Below are 21,008 nucleotides of genomic sequence, written 5' to 3' on the forward strand. Positions count from 1 at the left end.
TCCTGTCCTTTATGAGGCCGAGTGCCGTATCCGGCACATCCATGGCGTCGACCAGTCGGCTCTCGACGGGCATCGAGGGACTCGACGAGATCCTGCACGGCGGGTTCATTCCGGAGCGCAACTACATGCTCCGTGGGCCTGCCGGCTCCGGGAAGACCATCCTCGGGTTTCACTTCCTCGAGGCGGGCCTCGCGAACGGCGAGACGGGGCTGTTCGTCAACCTGGAGGAGGACCTCGACGACCTGCGGGCGAACGCGGCCGCGCTCGGCTTCGAGACGGACGCCATCGAGTTTCTCGATCTGAGCCCGACCGCGGAGGCGTTCACCGAGGACGACACCTACGACGTGTTCGCGGCGGCCGAGGTGGAACAGGAACCGGTCACGACCGAAATCGTGGACGCGGTGTCGTCGGTCGACCCGGATCGGGTGGTCGTCGATCCGCTCACGCAACTCCGCTATCTCACGTCCGATCAGTACCAGTTCCGCAAGCAGGTCGTCGGGTTCATGCGCTATCTCAAGCGACAGGGGGCGACCGTCGCCTTCACCGTACAGCACCTCCCCGACCTGCCGACCGAGGACCTGGAGTTCATCGCCGACGGTACGATCAAACTGGGGTCGGCCCCGCACGGACGGACGGTCACCGTCCCCAAGTTCCGCGGGTCGAGCACCCGAGGCGGGGACCACGCCTACCGGATCGCCGACGACGGCATCCACGTCTTCCCGACGCTGAAGCCGGGGGACCACGCCGCCGACTACCCGTTCGAACAGCTCTCCGCGGGCATCCCGGAGGTGGACGACCTCCTGCACGGGGGCCTCGAACGCGGGACGGTCAGCGTCATCAGCGGCCCCACCGGCGTCGGCAAGACGACGCTCGGCACCCAGTTCATGAAGGAAGCCGCCAGTCGCGGCGAGCGGTCGGTGATCTACCTCTTCGAGGAGACCACCCGGACGTTCGTCGAGCGGTCGGAGTCGGTCGGCATCCCCGTCGAGGAGATGATCGAGGAAGGCACGCTCTCGGTTCGCGAGGTCGAGGCGCTGGAACTGTCACCCCAGGAGTTCGCGAACACCGTCCGCGAGGACGTCGAGCGAAACGACACGCGGATCGTCATGGTCGACGGCATCGCCGGCTACCGCCTGACGCTCCGTGGCGAGGGCGACGTGGTCCTGCAGCGGATGCACGCGCTCGGTCGCTACCTGAAGAACGCGGGCGTGACCACCATCTTCGTCGACGAGACGAGCGCCATCACCGGCGAGTTCACCGCGACCCAGGAGAACATCAGTTACCTGGCGGACAACCTCGTCTTCCTGCGCCACCTCGAACTGCACGGCGAACTCCGGAAGGCCATCGGCGTCCTGAAAAAGCGCACGAGCGACTTCGAGCGGACCCTCCGGGAGTTCGAGATCACCGGCGACGGCATCCGCGTCGGCGAGCCGCTCTCGCGGATGCGCGGGATCCTTCGCGGAACCCCGGAGCTCATCGACGACGCCGACGACGGCTGACCCTCAGGACTCCATCCGCTCGACGAGCCGTTCGAGCTGTGTCGCCCGGTCGTCGAGCGCGGCGTCCCGAAGTCGGCGCTCGGCCTCGGTCGGGCAGCCGAGGTCGGGGACGGGCGTCGGGTCGCCGTCGTCGTCGACGGCCACGAACGTGAAAAACGAGGAGGTGGTGTCGCGCTCGGTGTCCTCCCGCGGGTTCTCCGCCCGTACCTCGACGTTCACCTCGATGCTCGTCCGCCCGGTCCCGTAGACGTACGCCTCGACGACCACCACCTCTCCGATGTCGATCGGGCTCTTGAAGTCGACGTGTTCCATCGACGCGGTGACGACCCCCTCGTTGGCGAACCGCATCGCCGCGATGGCGCCACAGACGTCCATCCAGTGCAGGACGGCGCCCCCGAGCGCCCGGCCGTGCGTGTTCGTGTCGTTCGGGAGCACGATCTCCGTCATCTCGGTGTGGGACTCCGCGAGGGTCGCCGTCTCCGTCATGGCGTGAGGGTCGTCGGGGGGCGTCAAAAGTCCCCCCGGTTCGTCGGGGCGGCCCGCTCACCGCTCGTCGTCGAAGTCGTCGATCCGCTCGGGTTCGAACTCGTCCTCCGGGCGGCCGGCCCGGTCGAGGACGCCGTCGGTGACGGTGATGGGGCAGTCCACCCGGACGGCCAGCGCGATGGCGTCGCTCGGGCGGGCGTCGAAGACGAACTTCCGGGGCTCGCCCTCCTCGTACCGTTCGACGTCGACCTTGGCGTAGAAGGTGCCGTCCGCCAGGTCGTCGATGCGGATGCCGTCCACGGCGCCGCCGAACTCCGTCAGCATCTCGACGAGCAGGTCGTGTGTGAGCGGTCGCTCGAACGGCTCCCCCGACAGTCCGAGCTGGATCGCGCGCGCCTGGTCGGCCGTGATGACGATGGGGAGGTACTCCGATCTGGCGGCGAGGAGAACCGCGGGGACGTTCGATCCGTCCTCGCTCGTGCCCACGCCGATGCCGCTCACCTCGGCGGTGTGCTCCATACCCGCCCGTTCGTACGCGGAGTATGAATAGCTACGGGGCCACCTAGCGACGGACGTAGAACGCCGCGGCCACGAGGACGATGGCCGCGAGGCCACCGAGGAAGAAGACGAGCCCCGGTGGGAGCCCCGCGGCCGCGGCGTCGGCCGCCGTCGTCGTCGCCTCGGTGCTCATCGTGCCCATGCCGCCGTCGCCGCCGTCGGCGGCGCCCGCGCCACCGGTCCGTGCCAGCCCGGGCAGGTCGCCGAAGCGCCACTGGACGAGGAGGCTCGCGACGCCGAGCAGGCCGACCGCGCCCAGCAGGCGCTTCAGCGCGCTCTCGAGGCCGCTGCTCTCGTCTTCGCTCCCGGCGAACACCACGAGTGGGCGGTCCGCGGGGGCGTAGACGTTCATCTCCCGGCCCTTCTCGGAGTAGGCGGTGTCGATCACCTCGATGAGCCCCGCCTCTTCGAGGTTGCCGAGGTGGTACTGTGCGTTCTGGAGGGACGTGTCGACGCGCTCGGCCACGCGGGCGGGCGTGTCCGGTTCGTCGTGGAGGGTCGCGAGCACCTCGCGGGCGGTGTCCGAGGACAGCGCGGACAACAGGTCGTCGGCGTCCTCGCTGTCCAGACCGACGACGCGCGGATCGGTCTGCTCGGCCGCGGAGGTGTCGGGACGCGAGGGCAGCAAATCTGCCATGGACGCCGCTACGACTCCCCGGGGTACAAAGCTTCCTCTCCCGTCCGATCGGTCCCTCGACCCCCCGACGCGGATCGCCGTGGAGATGGCTCTAATCGGCCGATATCCGGCGTCTCGAATCGTGACAACGGCTCACAGCGAAAAAGGGTAAGTGGGTGGAGCCCCTACGCGAAACCGCGATGAACACGCAAGAATCCGTCCGACGGCAGGCCGATTCGGTCGAAGCCAGCGAAGCGCTCCGCCTCGAACAGGAGAAGGTCGAACAGCTCGTCGAGGCGCTCAACACCGACCTCGCGGCGACGTACGTCCTCTACCACCAGCTGAAAAAGCACCACTGGAACGTCGAGGGCGCGGAGTTCCTCGACATCCACGAGTACCTCGGCGAGGCCGCCGAGGACGCCGAGGAAGCGGCGGACGAACTCGCGGAGCGAGCCCAGGCGCTCGGCGGCGTCCCGCTCGCCGGCGGCAAGCGGCTGGAGGAGAACGCGCCCGTCGAGCCCGAGGACGACGACGTCTACGACATCCGGACCTCGCTCCGGCACGACATGGAGATGTACGGCGACATCATCGAGACGGTGCGCGAACACGTGGAACTCGCCGAGGGCTTCGGCGACCACGCCACCGCCGAGATGCTCCGCGAGCAGCTCGTGGAGATGGAGGAACACGCCCACCACCTCGAACACTACCTCGAAGACGACACGCTCGTCCTCGATTCGGCCACGAACTGAGATCGGCGCCCCTGCTGACGGACGGCGACCGGCCGTTCCGTTCTCGATTCTCTTCGTCGGTGTCGGTTACGCACACCGGGTGAGCTGTGCCCGCACGTTGCGCCGACACCGCTTGCAGGTCGCCACCGCCGTCGCCACGCCGTCCAGAACCGGGTACTCGACCGGAAGGTCACTGTAGAGGAAGGAAACGAGACAGCGGTGGCCGAGGCCGACCTTCGCGTGTTCGCTCGTCGATCCGTCGAGAAACGCCTGTCGCTCCCGGGCCTGGGCCTCACACCGGTCGATGTGGTCGCCGAGGCGGGCGTGTCGCTCCCGCAGGTCGTCGAACCCGAGCGCCGTCAGCGGCGTCTCGTCGGCCTCGATCAACCACTCGCGGAGCGCCGCGAACGCCTCGCTCGCGGCGTCGAGCGCCGCGGCCTCGCGCTCCAGCGCCGTCGCCATCGTCCGGAGCTGCCACCGTCGATCGGTCGCCGCCTCGATCACCTGCTCCCTGTACTGGGGGGTGAGCGCGGACCCCGTCGTCGGCGCCAGCGCCACCGCGATCTCCTCGCCGAGTTCGGCAGCCAGCGTCTCGAAGACGGACTCGTCGTCGTCGACGCCGTCCACCCCCCGAACCGTCGTGTCGAACGCCTCGCGGACGGCCGCACACCCGCCTCGCTGGCGCGTCGTCGCCGCGAGCGTCGTCCCGACCGAACTCGGCGCCTCGCCGCCGGTCCCGCCGGTCGACACGTCGCGAACCCGGTCGACGAAGTCGTCGTAGGCGGCCAGTTTCGCCCGCACCGCCTCGCGCTCGTCCGCGACGCGCTCCCTGGCCGCCGGGACGTGCGTCTCGACGGTCACGGCTCGCCCCCCGTCGACGCCGCCTCCCGTCTGGTCCCCGCGGTCGACCGCTCGCCCTCGTCGGTCGGCCGACACTCGTGGACGACCGGCTCGACCCACGCCAACGCGGGATCCCACCGCCGCAGCGCCGCGCGGTACGCGCGGGTCAGCCGTGCGGCCCGCGCGGCCGTCTCGCGGTCGGGATACCGCAGTCCGACGACCGGGACCGGCTCCTCGCCGGTGCGGGCCGACGCCACGCGGTAGCGACCGCCCTCGGCCAGCGCCTCGATTCGACACCGCGTCTCACGGAGCGCCACGGTCCTCCCTCCGGTTCGGTACGCCGGGACACGCCTCGACCATATGGTTTAGGCTAACCTAAAACATGATAAGCGTTTCGTCGGCCCGACTACTCGACGACCATGACGCGGATGTCGTTGACGTTCGTGCCCGTCGCGCCGGTGCTGAGGACCGCTCCGCGCCCCCCGAGGAAGCCGTAGGCGTTGCTGTTCGCGAGCGCCCGGCGCGCGGCCCGGACGTCGTCGACGGTGTCGGCGTCGACGATGGCGCCCGCGAAGTCGCTGCTGCCGTCGTGGCCGTCGGTGTCGACGCAGGCGAGCGTCGTCGACTCGGGGAGTTCGACGGCGGCCGCCAGCGCGAAGTCGGCGTTCGGCCCGCCGACGCCGTCGCCGCGGACGGTGGCGGTGGCCTCGCCTCCCGAGAGGACGACCACCGGCGCCTCGGCGGGGTTGCCCGTCGCGCCGATCTCCTCCGCGACGGCGACGTGGGTCAGTGCCGCCTCGCGGGCCTCGCCCCGCACCGACGAGGAGAGGATGCAGGTGTCGTACCCCCGATCCTCGGCCACTTCGCGGGCGGCGTCCATCGCCGTGAAGGCGTCCGCGATGACGTGGTTCCGCACCCGGTCGAAGACGGGGTCGTCCGTCCGCGGCGTCTCGGGCAGGTTGCCGGCCGCCCCCTGTTCCAGTCGGTCGCGAACCGGCGCCGGCGGGTCGACGTCGTAGCGTTTCAGGACGTCGAGGGCGTCCTGGTAGGTCGACTCGTCCGGTGCCGTCGGTCCGCTGGCGATCACGCTCAGGTCGTTGCCGACCACGTCGCTGAACACGAGGCCGACCACGCGGGCGGGCGCCGCGAGTTCGACGAGGCCGCCGCCCTTGATCGTCGAGAGGTGTTTGCGCACCGCGTTGAGGTCGCCGATCTCGGCGCCCGCGTTGAGGAGCGCGTCGGTGGTCGTCTGGAGGTCGTCGAGCGAGATGCCCTCCGCCGGTGAGGGGAGGAGCGCGCTCGCGCCGCCGGTGATGATCGCCAGCACCAGGGTCCGGTCGTCCGTCTCGGTGATGAGATCGAGGATGCGGTCGGTCCCCTCGACGCCCTCCTGACTGGGGACGGGGTGTTCGCCGTGCCACCGCTCGATCCGGCCGTCGTCGCCGGCGTCGGGCGTGACGATGGCGCCGGCGTCGATCCGGTCGCCGAGGACGTCCTCCAGCGCCGCCGCGACGCCGTCGGCCGCCTTGCCGCCGCCCACGACGACGATGCGGTCCACCCCGGACAGGTCGTAGGTCGCCTCGCCGACGCGGAGTCGTTCCTCCTCGTCGACGTGGACGGATTCGGCGACGACGCGTTCGGGTCTGGCGGCCTCGATGCCGGCGCGGATACAGGCGAGCGCCGTCTCTCGGCCGCCGGTCGATGCCAGCGCGGCTTCGTTCTCTATGGAGACCATACTCCGCCTCTCTCCGACAAGGGTAAAAAGCGTGCCCCAGTAGCGGCCGGTAATGAGCGACCACGGGACGTCGACCGGCCGGGAGGGCCGCGTTCGCGTCGTCGGCACGGCTCACGTCTCGGCCGACAGCGTCCGCGAGGTCGAGGAGACCATCGAGGCCGAGCGGCCGGACGTGGTCGCGGTGGAACTCGACGAGGGCCGCTACCGCCAGATGCAGGGCGAAACGCCCGACGACATCGAACCCGGCGACCTCCTGCGTGGCAACACCGTCTTCCAGTTTCTCGCCTACTGGATGCTTTCCTACGTCCAGTCGCGACTCGGCGAGCGGTTCGACATCGAACCCGGCGCGGACATGATGGCCGCCGTCGACACCGCCGAGGAACTCGGCATCGACGTGGCCCTGGTCGACCGGGACATCCAGACGACGATCCAGCGGTTCTGGGCGCGGATGGGCGTCCTCGAAAAACTGCGCCTCGTCGGCGGCCTCGCCTTCGGCGTGACGGACGCCCGCGGGATCGGCCTCGCGCTCGGCGTCTTCGCCGGCGTGATCGCCGGCCCGCTGCTCGGCCTGTTCGGCCCCTCGCTCGGCGTCTCGGCGCCCCTCCTCTCGCGGATCACGGGGGGCGTCCTGATCGCCGTCGTCGTCGGCCTCGTCGTCCACACCCTCGCCGACGTCGCCCTCGGCCCCGACGAGGCGCTCGTCGCGGCCGCCGGCAGCGGCGCCGCCGCGGGCCTGATCGGCGGCGTCGGTCTCGGACTCGCGGACGGGGTCGTCGCCTCCTTCGGCTCCCTCCTCCCCCGCGTCGTCGGGAGCCTCACCCTGGGCCTCCTCGGCGGCGTGTCCGTCGGCCTGCTCGCGGGCGTTCTCGCCGACCGCGCCGGCTACGGCGCCGCCGAGTCCGACGACCTCGACGACTTCGACGTCGAGGAACTCACCGACGCCGACGTGGTGAGCGTCATGATGGAGGAGTTCCGCTCCTTCAGCCCCGCCGGCGCCCGCGCGCTCATCGACGAGCGCGACGCCTACATCGCTCACGAACTCGTCTCCCTGCGGGACGCGGGGAAGGACGTGGTGGCGATCGTCGGCGCCGGCCACCGCGAGGGGATCGAGACCTACCTCGACGCCCCCGAGACGCTCCCACCCTGGGAGTCCCTCGTCGGCACCGACTCCGGCGGCGGCGTGCCGTGGCTGAAGGCCGCGGGCGTCCTCGTCTCCGTCGGCTTCGTCGCCTTCTTCGTCCTGCTGGCCATGGCGGGGGTTCGCGACGGCTTTCTCCTGCGTCTCTTTGCCGCGTGGTTCGTCGTCAACGGCGTCTTCGCGGCCGGCCTCGCCAGACTCGCCGGCGCCCGGTGGTCGTCGACGGCCGTCGGCGGCCTCGTGGCCTGGATGACCTCGGTCAACCCCCTGCTCGCGCCGGGGTGGTTCACCGGCTACGTCGAACTCCGTCACACCCCCGTCAACGTCGCCGACATCGGCCGGCTGAACGAACTCCTCAGCGACGAGGAGAAGCCGATCCGCCAGCTCGTCGGCGAGATGTTCGAGGTCCCCCTGTTCAGGCTCATCATGATCGTCGCCATGACGAACGTCGGCAGCATGATCGCCAGCCTCCTCTTTGCCGTCTACGTCCTGCCGCTGTTCGCGACCGAGATCGGCGGCATCGACGGGGTCACGCGGCTGATGGTCGAGGGCGCGCGCAACAGCGCCGAACTCCTCTGGAGGACCGTCTCGTGAACCTGCGGTTCAGCTCCCACGAGCTCCGCGACCTGACCGTCGCGTGGGTCGTCCTCGGCGTCGCCTTCGCCATCTTCTTCGCCGGCGGCGGGAGCCGCGCCGTCTCGATGCTGCTCGATCAGGGGGTGGTCGGGCCGCTGCTCGTCTCGCTGGTCACCGCCGGCTTCGGCTTCCTCCTCCACGAGCTCGCACACAAGGTCGTCGCGGTCCGGTTCGATCAGATCGCCGAGTTCCGTGCCGACTACGGGATGCTCTTTCTGGCCGTGATGAGCGCGCTCGTCGGCTTCCTCTTCGCCGCGCCCGGCGCCGTCCACCACCGTGGCCGGCTCACCGCGCGCGAACACGGGCTCATCGCCCTCGCCGGCCCCGTCACGAACGGCCTCCTCGCCCTCGTCTTCGCGCCCGTCTACGTCGCCGGCCTCCTCGCCGGGTCGCCGCTCCTCTCGCTGCTCGGCGCCCGCGGCGTCGCCATCAACCTCTTCCTGGCGGCGTTCAACCTCGTCCCCTTCGGGGGGCTCGACGGCCGCACCGTCCTCGACTGGAGCAAGGGCGTCTTCGCGCTCACCTTCCTCCCCGCCGCCGCGGCCGCCGTGTTCGTGGTGTTCGTGCTGGGCATCGGGTTCTGACCCCCGGCGGCGCGCGCGGACTCCACGCCCCCGAACGAACGGTGTTTCGACGAGCGTGCCGGCCGCGGGTCTCGTCCCTGCCGGACCGACGGCGACGCCTTCGTGTGGGGCGTCCCGCCCGACCGACGAGGCGGAACGCTTAACATCGGGTGTAAAGTACGTTTTACTGTAAAAGGTACTTTACACATGTCCGCGACGAACACTGATACGGGATTTTCCCGCCGAACGTACAGACGAGTCGTCTACGGTGTGATCGGGGTCGGGATCCTCGGCTTGCTCGTCGGGATGGTGATCGACCGATACCTCGCCGGAACGGTCGTCTACCTGCTCGGCGCGTGGATCGGCGGCGGTATCGCCTTCGCGGCCCCGCGAGTGAGCGACAGCCGGCTTCAGGACGAACGGGACTACGAGTTGCACAACCGTGCGAGTGGTCTGGCGATGGGGATCACCATGGCACTCGGCATCGGCATCGTGCCGCCGCTCTACGTTCTCGATGCCGGCGGGTACGTCGAACTCACGGGAGCGGCCGGTGGCGGGATACTGGTCGCCTCCGCTCTGTTTCTCCTGTACGGGTTCTGCTTTGGACTCGTACAGCGGGGCGCCTAGCATGCGGAACGATCTTTCGACCCGGCGTGCGGACGAGGGGTTGAGTCAGGGGGAACTCGCGGACGCCGTCGACGTCACCCGGCAGACGATCAACGCCATCGAGCGCGACCGGTACGACCCGTCGCTGGAACTCGCGTTCGAACTCGCGGCGTACTTCGACTGCCACATCGAGGACATCTTCGACCCTTCGCTCGACTGAACCGCCGCGGCGACGAACCGCGTCTCGCGTGGCTCTCGCGGCGGTCGGCGGGCTATCCGGGCGGCTCCCTCACGCGTCGGCACCCGCCGACGGCTGCCGACCCGGCTCCGGTCCCGTTTCCGAAGCCTTTTGCTGACTGACCGGTCAGTTATGCTGTGAGCGGCGACGACCCGGTCCCCGAACCGACCGACGACATCATGTGTGCGACCTATCGAGCCCTCTGTCGCCACGGGTACGCCGACCTGACGATGCAGGACATCGCCGACGAGTGGTCGAAGAGCAAGCCCGCCCTCCACTACCACTACGACACGAAGCGCGGCCTCCTGCTCGCCTTCCTCGACCACCTCTACGACGCCTACACGGACCGCGTCGCGGCCCCCGAGGAGGGCTCGCCGCGTGCCCGTCTCGACGCGCTGATCGACGCCGCCCTCGACCCGCCGCGGACGGACGCGCACCGCGAACTCCGCACGGCGCTGTTCGAGGTGAAAGCCCAGGCTCCCCACGACGAGGCGTTTCGCGAGCGACTGGAGCGTTTCGACACCCACCTCGCCGACGAGATTCGCCGCCTCGTCGCCGAGGGCGTCGACGCCGGGGCCTTCCGCACCGACGCCGACCCGGAGACTGCGGCGACGCTCCTCGTGACCCTCGTCAACGGGGCCCACTCCCGCCGGGTCGCCCTCGGCGCCGACGACGGCGTCCGCGCGGCCATCGACGACTTCGTCGCGGACTCCCTGGAGGCCGACCGATGAACCTTCGCGACCTGTTCAAGTCCCGCGAGGAGTTCGACCTGACCGACGGCGACGTTGGCTGGCCGCTCCTCTATCTCTCCCTCCCCATCGTCGTCACGAACCTGCTCCAGACGGCCTACAACCTCGCCGACACCTTCTGGATCGGGCAGTACAGCACGGACGCCCTCGCCGCGATCAGTTTCGCCTTCCCGATGGTCTTTCTCATCATCTCGCTCGGGATGGGGCTGGCCGTGGCGGGGAGCATCCTCGTCGCGCAGTACACCGGCGCGGGCGAGGAGCGCGAAGCCGAGTACGCCGCCTCCCAGACCGTCGGGTTCGCCGGCGTCGCCTCCCTCCTCCTCGGTGCCGTCGCCTACGTCTTCGTCGGCGACGTCCTCGCCCTCCTCGGTCCCGCCCCCGACGTGTTGCGCCTCGCCACCGGCTACATGGAGATCATCTCGCTGGGCATCTTCTTCATGTTCGGCTTCTTCGTCTTCATCTCGCTCATGCGGGGGTACGGCGACACCATCACCCCGATGCTGGTCATGCTCGGCTCCGTCGCGCTCAACGTCGTCCTCGACCCGATCCTCATCTTCGGATGGGGGCCGTTCCCGCAGTGGGGCATCGAGGGGGCGGCCATCGCCACCGTCTTCTCCCGGGGGCTGGCGCTCGTCGTCGGCCTGTGGATCATGCTCACCGGCCGGCGCGGCGTCCGGATCCGGCTCCGGAACGTCGTCCCCGACCTCGGGTACGGCCGGCGACTGGTTCGGATCGGCGTCCCCGCCTCCGTCGAGGGCACCGGACAGGCCGTCGCCATCAACCTGCTCATGTTCATCGTCGGCACCTTCTCCACGCCCGTCGTGGCGGCGTTCGGCATCGGCGTCCGGGTCTTCTCGGTCATCTTCCTGCCCGCCATCGCCGTCTCCCGCGGCGTCGAGACCATGTCCGGACAGAACATCGGCGCCGGTAAGCCGGACCGCGCGGCCCTGACCGCCCGCGTCGCCGCGCGGACGACGTTCGTCGTCCTCGCCGTCGCGGGCGTGATCACCTTCCTCTTCGCCGACCCCATCGTCGCGCTCTTCACGGACGACGACGCCGTGATCGAGGTGGGTGCCACGTTCCTCCGCTACGTCGCTCCCTCCTTCGGATTCATCGGCATCATGCGGTCGTACAACGGGGGCTTCCGCGGAGCGGGCCGGACGCTCACCGCCGCCGCCATCGCGGTGACGATGCTCGGCGGGGTCCGTCTCCCTATCGCCTGGGTCGCCTCCCGGTTCATGGGTCCGCCGGGCATCTGGGTGTCCTTCCTCATCTCGAACGTCGTCGGCGCGGTCATCGCCTACGTCTGGTTCCGACGGGGAACCTGGCGCTCCGGTGACGCCCGCGGCCCGGCCGTCGAGTTCGTCGACGATCCCGCCGACGACTGACCGCCGGTAACGTCTAAGTGCGACTCCGCCGTACGACCCGTACATGTCAGATGGGACACCACACGATCACTCCTTTCACATCTCCGACCGCACAGCACCGTCGACGACGGTCGTCGCCGGCTTCTCCGCGTTCGGCCTCGCCGGCCTGACCGCCGCGGATTACCTCGTCGAGCACCTCGAACTCGAGGAGACGGGTCACGTCACCGCCGACTCGTTGCCCTCGATCACCCCCTTCGAGAACGGTCAGCCGCGTCACCACTCGCGGTTTTTCTCCCGGCCCGACCTCGATCTGACCGTCTTCGTCAACGAACTGTTTCTGCCGACGCCCGCCGCCGACCCCTTCGCGGAGGCGCTGCTGGACTGGACCGACGAACACGGCGTGACCGAAATCGTGGTGCTCTCGGGAATTCCCTACGCGCACGGCCCCGACGCTCACGACACCTTCTACGTCGCTTCGGAGGACTACCGCGAGCGACGGCTCGCCGACGCCGGTATCGAACCGATGGGCAAGGGCTTTCTCGACGGCGTCAACGGCGCGCTCATGTACCGCGGCATCGAGTCCAACCTCCGGACGGCCGTGTTCATCACGCCCGTCCACGCCCAGGTGCCCGACGTCCCCGCCGCGATCCGTCTCATCGAGGCCTTCGACCGCGTCTACGACCTCGGCGTCGACGCCGCCCCGCTGGAGGAGTTCGCTCACACCGTCGAGCAGTACTACCAGGACCTCGCCGCCCGCCTCGCCGACGTCGACGAGCGGCAGATCCCCGAGGATCGGATGTACATGTGATCACAGCCAGCCCTCGGACCGGAAGTACTGGAGCATGATCCCCGACGTGAGCGCCATCCCCAGCAACACCGCCGGGTAGCCGAAGCGCCAGCCGAGTTCGGGCATGTTGTACGGCCCGCCGCCGAAGTTCATGCCGTAGACGCCGACCACGAACGTCAGCGGGAGGATGATCGTCGCGACGACGGTCAGGCGCTTCATCACCTCGTTGGTCGACTGCGAGAGCGTGTTGAGGTAGATGTCGCGTGCGCCGCTCGCCAGGTCCCGGTAGGTCTCGACGAGTTCGACGTGCTGGACGAGGTGGTCGTACACGTCGCGGAAGTACTTCTCCGTCGACTCCCGGACGTGGTCGGCGTCGCCGCGCGCCAGCACGCTCACCGCGTCGCGGGTCGGCCAGACGATCCGCCGGATCGAGAGCAGTTCGCGCCGGAGGCTGTTGAGGATCTCCAGGGTCTCCGTGTCGGGGTCGTCGATGATGCGATCCTCGACGGCTTCGATGTCGCGCCCGATCTCGTCGAGGATGCCGAAGTACTCGTCGACGATGGCGTCGAGCACCCGGTAGGCGGTGAAGTCGGCGTCGCGTTCGAGCAGCCGCGGCTCCTCGCGGTTCACCCGGTCCCAGACCGCCCCGACGGCCGCCGTCTCCTCGGCGGCCACCGTGACGATCCAGTCGTGGCCGAAAAACAGGCCAACGGGCTGGTCGCGGATCTCCTCCTCGAACGTCGTCTCGCCGCCGCGCAGGCGGGCCGTCTTGACGAGGACGAACGTGTGGTCGGGGAACACCTCGACTTTGGGACCGACGTCGCTCCGCACGTCCTCGATTTCGAGGGGGTGGAGGTCGAAGGCGGCGCTCACCCGGTCGAGCTCGTCGTCGGTCGGCGCCGAGACGCGGACCCACGTCGTTCCCGTCGCGGTCCGCGCCTCGTGAAGCGAGTCGGCGTCCGTTCCCCCGCGGGTCTCGACGATCCCCCGGTCGTAGATCACCGCCCGGACGGTCATCCGTCCGCCTCCCGCCGGTCGCCGATGGCCGCGAGCGTGATGCCGACCATGATCGCGGTGAGCGAGAAGGCCCGCCCCGGGTAGGCGACGACCACTCCCGTCAGGTATCCACAGATGCCGGCGACCGACAGCACGGCGCCGGCGGGAAACGTTCGATCCATGGCTCTCCCTCGGACGGCGACCACCAAATAGGTCGGCCGCCGCAAGCGGTGTGCTTTTGCCGTCGGCCCACGGGGTCTGGCGCATGAGCGACGACGACGAGGAACTCACGTACGCGGCGGCGGGCGTCGACATCGCCGAGAGCGAGGCGGCCACGGCCGCCCTCGTCGGCGCCGTCGGCGAGAGCGAGGGCGACTACGCGGGCCTGCTCGACATCGGCGACCGGTATCTGGGGCTGGCCACCGACGGCGTCGGGACGAAGCTCCTCGTCGCCGAGGCGCTCTCCGATTACTCAACCGTGGGCATCGACTGCATCGCCATGAACGCGAACGACCTCGTCGCTGCCGGGGTCCGGCCGGTCGCGTTCGTCGACTACCTCGCTGTCGACGAACCCGACGAGCGCTTCGCCGAGCAGGTGGGCGAGGGGCTGGCGGCGGGCGCCGACCGGGCGGGGATCGAACTCGTCGGCGGCGAGACGGCGGTGATGCCGGAGGTCGTCTCCGGCCTCGACCTCGCGGGAACGTGTGCCGGCCTCGCGGCCAAGGAGGGGATCTTTCCGGGGAGCGCCGAGGTCGGCGACGCCCTCGTCGGCGTCCCCTCGTCGGGCATCCACTCCAACGGCCTCACCCTGGCACGTCGGGCCGTCACGCGCCGGGGCGCGTACACCGATCCCTGTCCGTTCGGCGACTACGACCGCCTCGGCGACGCCTTGCTCGAACCGACGCGGATCTACACGGACCTCCTCGACCCGATGCGGGACCACGGCGTCCACGCGGCCGCCCACGTCACCGGCGGCGGGTGGACGAACCTGGAGCGTCTCGGCGACGCGCGCTACGTGATCGACGACCCGTTCGATCCGCAGCCGGTCTTCGGGTTCGTCCAGGAGGCCGGCAACGTCTCCGACGAGGAGATGCACCGCACGTTCAACATGGGGACCGGCTTCGTCGCGGCGCTCGATCCGGACGACGCCGAGTCCCTCGCCGACGCGGTCGACGGGCGGGTGATCGGCCGCGTCGAGGCGGGCGACGGCGTCTCGATCCGGGGACTGGAGCTGTAGCGAGCAGGTGTCGGCGGCGGTTCCGGGACGGGATCGACACGCGACGGCGGACCGGCCCCGGACGAGCGGTCAGGACACGTCCCGCCGTGGCCCCGCCTCCGCTCAAAAACCTCAGGAAAGTGCGGCCGCGATGTCCGCCTCGGTGATGATGCCGACCGCCTCCCCGCTCTCGGTCACGATGACCGCCTTGTAGTAGTCGAGCAGGTTGCTGATCTTGTCGACCGAGTCCTCGCGGGAGACGGTGGGGAACTGCTCGCTCATGATCTCGGCGACGGCCTTCTGGCCGACGTTCTCCCCCTCGTGTCGGATGTCGCTGAAGCTGATCGATCCGACGGGAAGTCCGTTTTGCAACACGGGCAACTGCGAGAAGGCGGCCTCCTCCATCCGCCGTTCGGCGTCGGCCACGGAGTCGTCCGGCGCGACGCTGACCAGTTCCTCGTTCATCAGGTCCTCGGCCCGAACGACGCTGCCCTCGGCCTCGTCGAGGGCGTCGACGATGCGCCTGAGCGTCGAGAGTCGGGGATCCACGTCCCCGCCCTCGATGCGCGCGATCAACGGCTGGGAGACGCCGGCCATCTCCGCGAGCGCACTCTGTGTCAGGTCCAGCGACGTCCGCCGTTCCCGCAGATCCTGTGGCGTAGGGAGGTCCATGAAACCGAATAACCACCGGTTATTAAAATTACTTTCGACCGACGGGCCCCCAAGACTTATGTAAAATCTGACGCGATTTCACTCCGATGCCCGAGTGCCAGAACTGTGGTGCCTTCGTCACGCGAGATTACGCCCGGGTGTTCACGCCGAACGGCGTCGAGGACCCGCGCGTCTGTCCCCGCTGTGAAGATATGGTCCGTGACGGTGCGGACGTCCGCGATGCCCGCTCTCCCCGTAACTCCTAGCTCCGTCGTCGCCGCGCTCCCGTCTACGATGGAAGGGGCGGGAATCGAACCACGCGAAGCCATGCGCCGACCTGAACGGCCGACAACCCCGTCGCCGACCCGCGGGGGGCCGCCGACGGCGTGCGCTCTACCACTGAGCCACCCTTCCATCCCCGCTACGGCGACGAGTCACTAATACGCACCGGCCGGGGGGATCCGGGGCCGTCGTCCGCGACCCGACTCGGTGTTCGTCGCCCCCGCTGTCTCGACGGTCGAACCCACGTCGGTGCCGTCGCGGTCGCCGGCGTGTTTCAGCGGAGTCTCGTCGGCGCCGACGAACACCGGGTCGGCAGCGGTGGCGTCCCGGATCCCGGAGAGGGGGAAAGCGCCGGTGCCCCCACGGAGCGACCCTACTGGAAGCCGATGCGACCGCCGCTCCCGCGTTCGGCGAAGCTCTCGCCGCCGCCGCCCTTGAACTGCTCCTCGATGCGCTCGTAGTAGTCCATGATCTCGTCGGTGATCGTGGGGCGGACGTTCTCCATCGCCTGCCGGAAGTGGCGCATCTCCACCTCCTCGGCGTCGTCGTCCTCGCGGAGCGCGACCATCGCCGCCTCGCGGGCGATGCTCTCCAGGTCGGAGCCGACGTAGCCGTCGGTGATCTCCGCGATCTCGCGAAGGCTCACGTCCGGCGCCAGCGGCGAGTGCTGCGTGTGGATCTTCAGGATCTGCTCGCGACCCTCCTGTTCGGGCTCGCCGATGAACACGAGGCGGTCGAACCGCCCCGAGCGGAGGAGCGCGGGATCGATCATGTCCGGCCGGTTGGTCGCGCCGATGACCATCACGTTGCCCATCTCCTCCAGCCCGTCGAGTTCGGTCAGCAGCTGGTTGACGACGCGCTCGGAGACGTTGTTCCCGACCTCGTTCCCCCGCGAGGGGGCGAGCGAGTCGAGTTCGTCGAAGAAGATGACCGTCGGGGCCACCTGTCGGGCCTTCCGGAACGTCTGCCGGATCGCCTTCTCGCTCTCCCCGACCCACTTCGAGAGGAGTTGCGGGCCGCGAACGCTGATGAAGTTGGCGTTGGTCTCGTTGGCGACGGCCTTCGCCATCAGCGTCTTGCCCGTCCCCGGCGGGCCGTACAGGAGCACCCCTTTGGGGGGTTCGATCCCCATGCGGTCGAACTTCTCGGGCGAGGAGAGTGGCCACTCCACGGCCTCCTTGACGTTCTGTTTCGGCTCCTCCAGCCCACCCACGTCGTCCCACGTGATCTTCGGGAGTTCCACCAGCACCTCCCGCATGGCGGAGGGTTCGACCTCGCCCAGCGCGCCGCCGAAGTCGTCGCGCTTGACGATCATGCGGTCGATCAGGCTCGGCGGGATGTCCTCCTCGTCGAGGTCGATCTCGGGGAGGTAGCGCCGCAGCGCCTTCATCGCCGCCTCCTTGGTGAGGCTCTCGATGTCGGCGCCGACGAAGCCGTGGGTCTCGTCGGCGAGGTGATCGAGGCTCACGTCGTCCGAGAGCGGCATCCCGCGGGTGTGGATCTGGAGGATCTCCTTCCGGCCCTCCTCGTCGGGGACGCCGATCTCGATCTCGCGGTCGAAGCGACCCGGCCGGCGCAGGGCGGGATCGACGCTGTCGACCCGGTTCGTCGCCGCGATGACGATGACCTGGCCCCGCGTTTCGAGGCCGTCCATCATCGTCAGCAGTTGGGCGACGACCCGGCGCTCTACCTCGCCGGTCACGTCCTCCCGTTTGGGCGCGATGGAGTCGAGTTCGTCGATGAAGATGATCGACGGCGACTCGTCTTTGGCGTCCTCGAAGATCTCCCGCAACTGCTGTTCGGACTCGCCGTAGTACTTGGAGATGATCTCGGGGCCCGCGATGGAGAAGAAACTCGCGGACGTCTCGTTGGCGACGGCCTTCGCGAGCAGGGTCTTGCCCGTCCCCGGCGGGCCGTGGAGGAGGACGCCCTGCGGGGGTTCGATCCCCAACTTCTTGAAGATCTGCGGGTGCTTCATCGGGAGTTCGACCATCTCCCGGACCCGCTGGATCTCGTTTTGCAGGCCGCCGATGTCCTCGTAGGTGATGCCGCCGCCGGTCTTCTCGAACCCGGAGATGGGTTCCTCCCGCAGTTCGACCTCCGTGTCCTCGGTGACCAGACAGACCCCGTCGGGGTCCGTCTCGACGGCGATCAGCGGGATGGCCTGCCCGGGCGAGCGCATGAACGGGTGGTTCGTGCTGCTCATGACGGGCACGATGTCGCGTTCGACCACCGGGCGCTTCAGGATCTGTCGCTTGACCATGCCGGCGGCGTCGGAGCCGAACTGGACGCTCGCCTCCTCCGGCGGCGCGAGGACGAGTTTCTCGGCCTTCGTCGCCTCGGCCTTCCGGATGGTGACGCGCTCGCCGATCCCCACGTCGGCGTTCTGCCGCGTGAAGCCGTCGATCCGGACGGTGTCGGTGTTCCAGTCCTGTCGGTCGGCACGCCACACCTTCGCAGCCGTCGTGTCGGCCCCCTCGATTTCGATGATGTCACCCGGAGACAGCTTCAGGTGGAGCAACGTGTCGGGGTCCAGTCTGGCGATGCCGCGTCCCGAGTCGTTCGGGTACGCTTTCGCCACTTCGAGTTGCACTTCGTTCATGATGTACCCGCGAGGATGGTGATGTTTGGGCGGTGGCGGGGGATAAGTTTGTTGTTACCCGGGATCCGGGGGGCCGGTTTCGCGGCACACTGTGTCATGATGTAGCATACGTGCGCGGCGGTACAAACCCTTGCCGATCCGGCGGCGGTCGCAAGCCGTTTGCCCGTCGAACCCGAGCGACGAGGTATGCACACGCTCGCGTTCGACGGTCGCATGGGGGCGAGCGGCGACATGGTCCTCGGGGCCCTGATCGCCGCCGGCGCCGATCCGGCCGCACTCGACCCCGTCGAGGCCGCACTCGACGTTCGCTACGTCGTCGGGGCGACGACCAGGGCCGGCATCGACGCGACGACCGTCGACGTGGTCCTCGACGACGGAGCCGACGACGACGAGCGCGGGAGGACGCGCGCGCACGATCACGACCACAGTCACGATCACGGCCACAGTCACGACCACGACCACAGTCACGACCACGACCACGACCACACTCACGCCGAGGGGGCCGGTCCCCTCAGGACCTACCCCGAGGTCGTCGCCGTCGTCGAGGGGATGGGCCTTCCGTCGGACGTCGAACGCGACGCGCTCGCGGTCTTTCGCCGTCTCGGCGAGGCGGAGGCGGCGGTCCACGGCACCGACCTCGACGACACGGCCTTCCACGAGGTGGGTGCGGACGACGCCATCGCGGACGTCGTGGGGGTCTGTCTCCTCCTCGCGGACCTCGGCGTCGAGCGGGTCGTGACCACGCCCGTCGCGGTCGGCGGGGGGACGGTGTCGATGAGTCACGGCGCCTACCCGGTGCCGGCGCCCGCGGTGACGGAGATCGTCGCGGACGCCGACTGGTCGATCCGTGGCGGCCCCGTCGAGCGGGAACTCCTCACCCCCACCGGCGCGGCGATCCTCGCCGAACTCGCCGACGGCGTCGACTCCCTGCCGACCCTCGACGCCGACGCCGTCGGCTACGGGGCGGGCGACGCCGACGTTCCGGACACCCCGAACGTCCTCCGGGCGCTCGTGGGCGACGGGGCCGGCGGCCTGCGCCGGGAGTCCATCGCCGTCCTGGAGACGAACCTCGACGACGCCACGCCCGAGGTGCTGGGGAGCCTCCAGGAGACGCTCGCCGAGGCCGGTGCGCTCGACGTGTCCGTCCTGCCGACGACGATGAAGAAGTCGCGGCCGGGCCACCTCGTCAAGGTCGTCGTCGATCCGGCGGACGCCGAGCGGGTGGCCCGCCGCCTCGCCGAGGAGACGGGGACCCTCGGGGTGCGGGAGGCGAGCGCCGGCCACCGCTGGGTCGCCGACCGGACCCTCGAGACGGCGTCGCTGACCGTCGCGGGCGAGGCGTACGACGTCGCGGTGAAGGTCGCGACGGACGCCGACGGAGCGACCTACGACGTGAGCGCGGAGTACGACGACGCCCTCGCGGTCGCCCGCGAGGTCGACCTTCCGGTTCGCGAGGTGATGCGGCGGGCCGAGGCGGCGGTCCGCCCGGAGTAAGCGTTTCGGGCGTTCCCGTCGACGACCCGTCATGGAGCGCGAACGCTACACCTCGGGAACCGAGTGGGAGTCGACGGTGGGCTACTCGCGGGCGGTCCGCGTCGGCGACGAGGTTCACGTCTCCGGGACGACGGCGACCGACGACGGCGGCGACGTGGTCGGCGTCGGCGACCCCTACGCCCAGACCGAGCGCGCGATCGAGAACGTCGCCGCGGCGCTCTCGGCGCTCGACGCGTCGCTCGCGGACGTGGTCCGGACCCGGCTGTTCGTCACCGACGTCGAGAACTGGGAGGCGGTCGGCCGCGCCCACGCCGAGGCGTTCGACGCGGCCCGGCCGGCGACGACGATGGTGCAGGTGGAGCGGCTGATCGAGCCGGAACTGCTGGTCGAGGTGGAGGCGACGGCCCGGCTCTAGTCGCGGTGTTCGTCCAGCGCCTCCTCGACGGTGAGGTCGCCGGCCGCGACCCGCCGGGCGAGGGCGTCGTCGATGGTGCGGTCGTCCGTCGAGACGCGGCGGGAGCGATCCTTGATCCGCTGGAGTTCGCCGGCCGTGGGTTCGATCTCCCGGGAGTCGATCCGCTCGCCCTCCAGGCGGGCGATGTTGACCGCGGCGAGTACGTCGCCCATGCCCCGCGCGCCGGTGCCGAGGTAGGGGGTCGTGCCCGTCTCGTCGACGAGTTCGACCGGCACGTCGTCGAGGTCGTTGACGAGGCGAGCGCCCTGTAAGCGGGCGCCGTCGCCGATCCGAACGAGGGGGTCGACCGCGTCCGCCACCTCCCGGCGGACCGCGTCGACGGCGTCCGCGAGGGGGACGTGGAAGGCGGCGACGACCGTCTCGCCGGAGAGGACGGCGATGCCGGGGCGGGTGCCGGGGTCGACGCCGACCACCGTTCGCCCCTCGCTGCCGCGCAGGAGCGCGAGCGCCTCGTCGACGGCGCGTCTGGCCTCGTCCGCCGTCGCGGTGACCCGGTCGGCCGCGGACCGGTCGGCCAGGTCGTCGTCCGGCGCCGTGACGACGACCGACGCGCCGTCCGGGAGTTCGGCGTCGGGTTCGACCGTCGTGAACGTCACGCCGCGCTCCCGGAGGCGGTCGACGACCTCGTGGTACAGCTCGAAATCCGCGGTGGCGACGACGATCACGGCTCACCTTCGCCGTCGGGGCGGTAAAACGTGTCGTGCCCGAGCCGTCGGCCGACGGCGGCGTCGGGATCGGCCTGGGGT

The 21,008-nt window shown here is 69.8% G+C and carries 24 protein-coding genes and 1 tRNA gene; 13 read left to right on the forward strand and 12 right to left on the reverse strand.

What is annotated here, in order from left to right; genetic code table 11:
* The first annotated feature begins 41 nt into the window (after positions 1–41).
* Entirely contained in the window at positions 42–1,499 is a 1,458-nt protein-coding gene (locus NBT67_RS01130; protein ID WP_251342988.1) for an ATPase domain-containing protein, read from the forward strand.
* Positions 1,500–1,502: 3 nt separating this feature from the next.
* Here the strand turns inward: NBT67_RS01130 and NBT67_RS01135 are convergent, their stop codons facing one another.
* The 3 genes from NBT67_RS01135 to NBT67_RS01145 are packed head-to-tail and all read right to left on the reverse strand — an operon-like array spanning position 1,503 to position 3,180.
* Positions 1,503–1,985: an acyl-CoA thioesterase gene (locus tag NBT67_RS01135; RefSeq protein WP_251342989.1), complete on the reverse strand. Its 483-nt coding sequence runs from the start codon at positions 1,983–1,985 to the stop codon at positions 1,503–1,505.
* A gap of 57 nt (positions 1,986–2,042) precedes the next feature.
* Positions 2,043–2,504: a bifunctional nuclease family protein gene (locus NBT67_RS01140; RefSeq protein ID WP_251342990.1), complete on the reverse strand. Its 462-nt coding sequence runs from the start codon at positions 2,502–2,504 to the stop codon at positions 2,043–2,045.
* A 43-nt stretch (positions 2,505–2,547) separates the two neighbouring features.
* Positions 2,548–3,180, reverse strand: a complete 633-nt coding sequence (locus NBT67_RS01145; protein WP_251342991.1) for an ArsR/SmtB family transcription factor — start codon at positions 3,178–3,180, stop codon at positions 2,548–2,550.
* 179 nt (positions 3,181–3,359) lie between these two features.
* Here NBT67_RS01145 and dpsA point away from each other — a divergent pair, with 179 nt between their 5' ends.
* Positions 3,360–3,908, forward strand: coding sequence for a DNA starvation/stationary phase protection protein DpsA (dpsA, locus tag NBT67_RS01150; RefSeq protein ID WP_251342992.1), 549 nt, complete (start codon positions 3,360–3,362; stop codon positions 3,906–3,908).
* Between the two features lie 66 nt (positions 3,909–3,974).
* Here the strand turns inward: dpsA and NBT67_RS01155 are convergent, their stop codons facing one another.
* The 3 genes from NBT67_RS01155 to NBT67_RS01165 all read right to left on the reverse strand — a co-directional run bounded on the left by NBT67_RS01155 (position 3,975) and on the right by NBT67_RS01165 (position 6,462).
* On the reverse strand, positions 3,975–4,748 hold the full coding sequence (locus tag NBT67_RS01155; RefSeq protein WP_251342993.1) for a DUF7260 family protein: 774 nt from the start codon (positions 4,746–4,748) through the stop codon (positions 3,975–3,977).
* Positions 4,745–5,044, reverse strand: a complete 300-nt coding sequence (locus NBT67_RS01160) for a DUF7552 domain-containing protein (RefSeq protein WP_251342994.1) — start codon at positions 5,042–5,044, stop codon at positions 4,745–4,747. The genes NBT67_RS01155 and NBT67_RS01160 overlap by 4 nt, the downstream gene beginning before the upstream one ends.
* Before the next feature lie 89 nt (positions 5,045–5,133).
* Positions 5,134–6,462 (reverse strand): glycerate kinase type-2 family protein, encoded by a 1,329-nt coding sequence (locus NBT67_RS01165; RefSeq protein WP_251342995.1) that lies wholly within the window; start codon positions 6,460–6,462, stop codon positions 5,134–5,136.
* Positions 6,463–6,514: 52 nt separating this feature from the next.
* On the opposite strand from NBT67_RS01165, the gene NBT67_RS01170 reads away from it, so the two are divergent.
* The 7 genes from NBT67_RS01170 (at position 6,515) to NBT67_RS01200 (ending at position 12,567) form a co-directional block, all read left to right on the forward strand.
* Positions 6,515–8,194, forward strand: a complete 1,680-nt coding sequence (locus NBT67_RS01170; protein WP_251342996.1) for a TraB/GumN family protein — start codon at positions 6,515–6,517, stop codon at positions 8,192–8,194.
* Positions 8,191–8,820 (forward strand): zinc metalloprotease, encoded by a 630-nt coding sequence (locus tag NBT67_RS01175; RefSeq protein WP_251342997.1) that lies wholly within the window; start codon positions 8,191–8,193, stop codon positions 8,818–8,820. The genes NBT67_RS01170 and NBT67_RS01175 overlap by 4 nt, the downstream gene beginning before the upstream one ends.
* Before the next feature lie 186 nt (positions 8,821–9,006).
* Positions 9,007–9,426: a DUF2178 domain-containing protein gene (locus NBT67_RS01180; protein WP_484494551.1), complete on the forward strand. Its 420-nt coding sequence runs from the start codon at positions 9,007–9,009 to the stop codon at positions 9,424–9,426.
* Between the two features lies 1 nt (position 9,427).
* The gene (locus NBT67_RS01185; RefSeq protein WP_251342999.1) at positions 9,428–9,625 is read left to right on the forward strand and encodes a helix-turn-helix transcriptional regulator; all 198 of its coding nucleotides are present in this window, start codon (positions 9,428–9,430) and stop codon (positions 9,623–9,625) included.
* A 155-nt stretch (positions 9,626–9,780) separates the two neighbouring features.
* Complete coding sequence (locus NBT67_RS01190) at positions 9,781–10,374, forward strand: TetR/AcrR family transcriptional regulator (protein ID WP_251343000.1); 594 nt, start codon at positions 9,781–9,783, stop codon at positions 10,372–10,374.
* Positions 10,371–11,780, forward strand: a complete 1,410-nt coding sequence (locus NBT67_RS01195; protein ID WP_251343001.1) for an MATE family efflux transporter — start codon at positions 10,371–10,373, stop codon at positions 11,778–11,780. Before NBT67_RS01190 ends, NBT67_RS01195 begins: the two co-directional genes overlap by 4 nt.
* A 43-nt stretch (positions 11,781–11,823) precedes the next feature.
* Positions 11,824–12,567 (forward strand): proteasome assembly chaperone family protein, encoded by a 744-nt coding sequence (locus NBT67_RS01200; protein ID WP_251343002.1) that lies wholly within the window; start codon positions 11,824–11,826, stop codon positions 12,565–12,567.
* Here NBT67_RS01200 and corA read toward each other — a convergent pair whose 3' ends face one another.
* Together corA and NBT67_RS01210 are read right to left on the reverse strand one after the other, a co-directional pair.
* Positions 12,568–13,563, reverse strand: a complete 996-nt coding sequence (gene corA / locus NBT67_RS01205) for a magnesium/cobalt transporter CorA (protein ID WP_251343003.1) — start codon at positions 13,561–13,563, stop codon at positions 12,568–12,570.
* A complete protein-coding gene (locus tag NBT67_RS01210; protein ID WP_251343004.1) occupies positions 13,560–13,724 on the reverse strand; it encodes a hypothetical protein in 165 nt (54 codons plus the stop codon). The genes corA and NBT67_RS01210 overlap by 4 nt, the downstream gene beginning before the upstream one ends.
* Before the next feature lie 83 nt (positions 13,725–13,807).
* On the opposite strand from NBT67_RS01210, the gene purM reads away from it, so the two are divergent.
* A complete protein-coding gene (gene purM / locus NBT67_RS01215) occupies positions 13,808–14,779 on the forward strand; it encodes a phosphoribosylformylglycinamidine cyclo-ligase (protein ID WP_251343005.1) in 972 nt (323 codons plus the stop codon).
* A 111-nt stretch (positions 14,780–14,890) separates the two neighbouring features.
* Here the strand turns inward: purM and NBT67_RS01220 are convergent, their stop codons facing one another.
* On the reverse strand, positions 14,891–15,430 hold the full coding sequence (locus NBT67_RS01220; RefSeq protein WP_251343006.1) for a CBS domain-containing protein: 540 nt from the start codon (positions 15,428–15,430) through the stop codon (positions 14,891–14,893).
* An 86-nt stretch (positions 15,431–15,516) separates the two neighbouring features.
* On the opposite strand from NBT67_RS01220, the gene NBT67_RS01225 reads away from it, so the two are divergent.
* A complete protein-coding gene (locus NBT67_RS01225; RefSeq protein ID WP_251343007.1) occupies positions 15,517–15,675 on the forward strand; it encodes a DUF7563 family protein in 159 nt (52 codons plus the stop codon).
* Positions 15,676–15,704: 29 nt separating this feature from the next.
* Here the strand turns inward: NBT67_RS01225 and NBT67_RS01230 are convergent.
* Positions 15,705–15,823: transfer RNA gene (locus NBT67_RS01230), tRNA-OTHER, on the reverse strand.
* Positions 15,824–16,064: 241 nt separating this feature from the next.
* Positions 16,065–18,293: a CDC48 family AAA ATPase gene (locus NBT67_RS01235; RefSeq protein WP_251343008.1), complete on the reverse strand. Its 2,229-nt coding sequence runs from the start codon at positions 18,291–18,293 to the stop codon at positions 16,065–16,067.
* Between the two features lie 186 nt (positions 18,294–18,479).
* On the opposite strand from NBT67_RS01235, the gene larC reads away from it, so the two are divergent.
* Together larC and NBT67_RS01245 are read left to right on the forward strand one after the other, a co-directional pair.
* A complete protein-coding gene (gene larC, locus NBT67_RS01240; RefSeq protein WP_251343009.1) occupies positions 18,480–19,787 on the forward strand; it encodes a nickel pincer cofactor biosynthesis protein LarC in 1,308 nt (435 codons plus the stop codon).
* 31 nt (positions 19,788–19,818) lie between these two features.
* A complete protein-coding gene (locus NBT67_RS01245; protein ID WP_251343010.1) occupies positions 19,819–20,202 on the forward strand; it encodes a Rid family hydrolase in 384 nt (127 codons plus the stop codon).
* Here NBT67_RS01245 and NBT67_RS01250 read toward each other — a convergent pair.
* Positions 20,199–20,927, reverse strand: a complete 729-nt coding sequence (locus NBT67_RS01250; RefSeq protein WP_251343011.1) for a RuvC family protein — start codon at positions 20,925–20,927, stop codon at positions 20,199–20,201. The genes NBT67_RS01245 and NBT67_RS01250 overlap by 4 nt on opposite strands.
* Positions 20,928–21,008 lie beyond the last annotated feature (81 nt).

The sequence above is a fragment of the Haloplanus sp. GDY1 genome, from assembly GCF_023703775.1.
Classification (GTDB): Archaea; Halobacteriota; Halobacteria; order Halobacteriales; family Haloferacaceae; genus Haloplanus; species Haloplanus halophilus.

Excerpts from the sequence above, each read along its gene's own strand:
- NBT67_RS01130 (WP_251342988.1), top strand. The coding sequence starts at position 42 with ATGGCGTCGACCAGTCGGCTCTCGACGGGCATCGAGGGACTCGACGAG.
- NBT67_RS01235 (WP_251343008.1), bottom strand. The coding sequence starts at position 18,293 with ATGAACGAAGTGCAACTCGAAGTGGCGAAAGCGTACCCGAACGACTCG.
- NBT67_RS01180 (WP_484494551.1), top strand. The coding sequence starts at position 9,007 with ATGTCCGCGACGAACACTGATACGGGATTTTCCCGCCGAACGTACAGA.
- NBT67_RS01140 (WP_251342990.1), bottom strand. The coding sequence starts at position 2,504 with ATGGAGCACACCGCCGAGGTGAGCGGCATCGGCGTGGGCACGAGCGAG.
- larC (WP_251343009.1), top strand. The coding sequence starts at position 18,480 with ATGCACACGCTCGCGTTCGACGGTCGCATGGGGGCGAGCGGCGACATG.
- NBT67_RS01145 (WP_251342991.1), bottom strand. The coding sequence starts at position 3,180 with ATGGCAGATTTGCTGCCCTCGCGTCCCGACACCTCCGCGGCCGAGCAG.
- NBT67_RS01210 (WP_251343004.1), bottom strand. The coding sequence starts at position 13,724 with ATGGATCGAACGTTTCCCGCCGGCGCCGTGCTGTCGGTCGCCGGCATC.
- NBT67_RS01170 (WP_251342996.1), top strand. The coding sequence starts at position 6,515 with ATGAGCGACCACGGGACGTCGACCGGCCGGGAGGGCCGCGTTCGCGTC.
- NBT67_RS01185 (WP_251342999.1), top strand. The coding sequence starts at position 9,428 with ATGCGGAACGATCTTTCGACCCGGCGTGCGGACGAGGGGTTGAGTCAG.
- NBT67_RS01225 (WP_251343007.1), top strand. The coding sequence starts at position 15,517 with ATGCCCGAGTGCCAGAACTGTGGTGCCTTCGTCACGCGAGATTACGCC.
- NBT67_RS01245 (WP_251343010.1), top strand. The coding sequence starts at position 19,819 with ATGGAGCGCGAACGCTACACCTCGGGAACCGAGTGGGAGTCGACGGTG.
- NBT67_RS01165 (WP_251342995.1), bottom strand. The coding sequence starts at position 6,462 with ATGGTCTCCATAGAGAACGAAGCCGCGCTGGCATCGACCGGCGGCCGA.
- dpsA (WP_251342992.1), top strand. The coding sequence starts at position 3,360 with ATGAACACGCAAGAATCCGTCCGACGGCAGGCCGATTCGGTCGAAGCC.
- NBT67_RS01220 (WP_251343006.1), bottom strand. The coding sequence starts at position 15,430 with ATGGACCTCCCTACGCCACAGGATCTGCGGGAACGGCGGACGTCGCTG.
- NBT67_RS01195 (WP_251343001.1), top strand. The coding sequence starts at position 10,371 with ATGAACCTTCGCGACCTGTTCAAGTCCCGCGAGGAGTTCGACCTGACC.
- NBT67_RS01135 (WP_251342989.1), bottom strand. The coding sequence starts at position 1,985 with ATGACGGAGACGGCGACCCTCGCGGAGTCCCACACCGAGATGACGGAG.
- NBT67_RS01200 (WP_251343002.1), top strand. The coding sequence starts at position 11,824 with ATGTCAGATGGGACACCACACGATCACTCCTTTCACATCTCCGACCGC.
- corA (WP_251343003.1), bottom strand. The coding sequence starts at position 13,563 with ATGACCGTCCGGGCGGTGATCTACGACCGGGGGATCGTCGAGACCCGC.
- purM (WP_251343005.1), top strand. The coding sequence starts at position 13,808 with ATGAGCGACGACGACGAGGAACTCACGTACGCGGCGGCGGGCGTCGAC.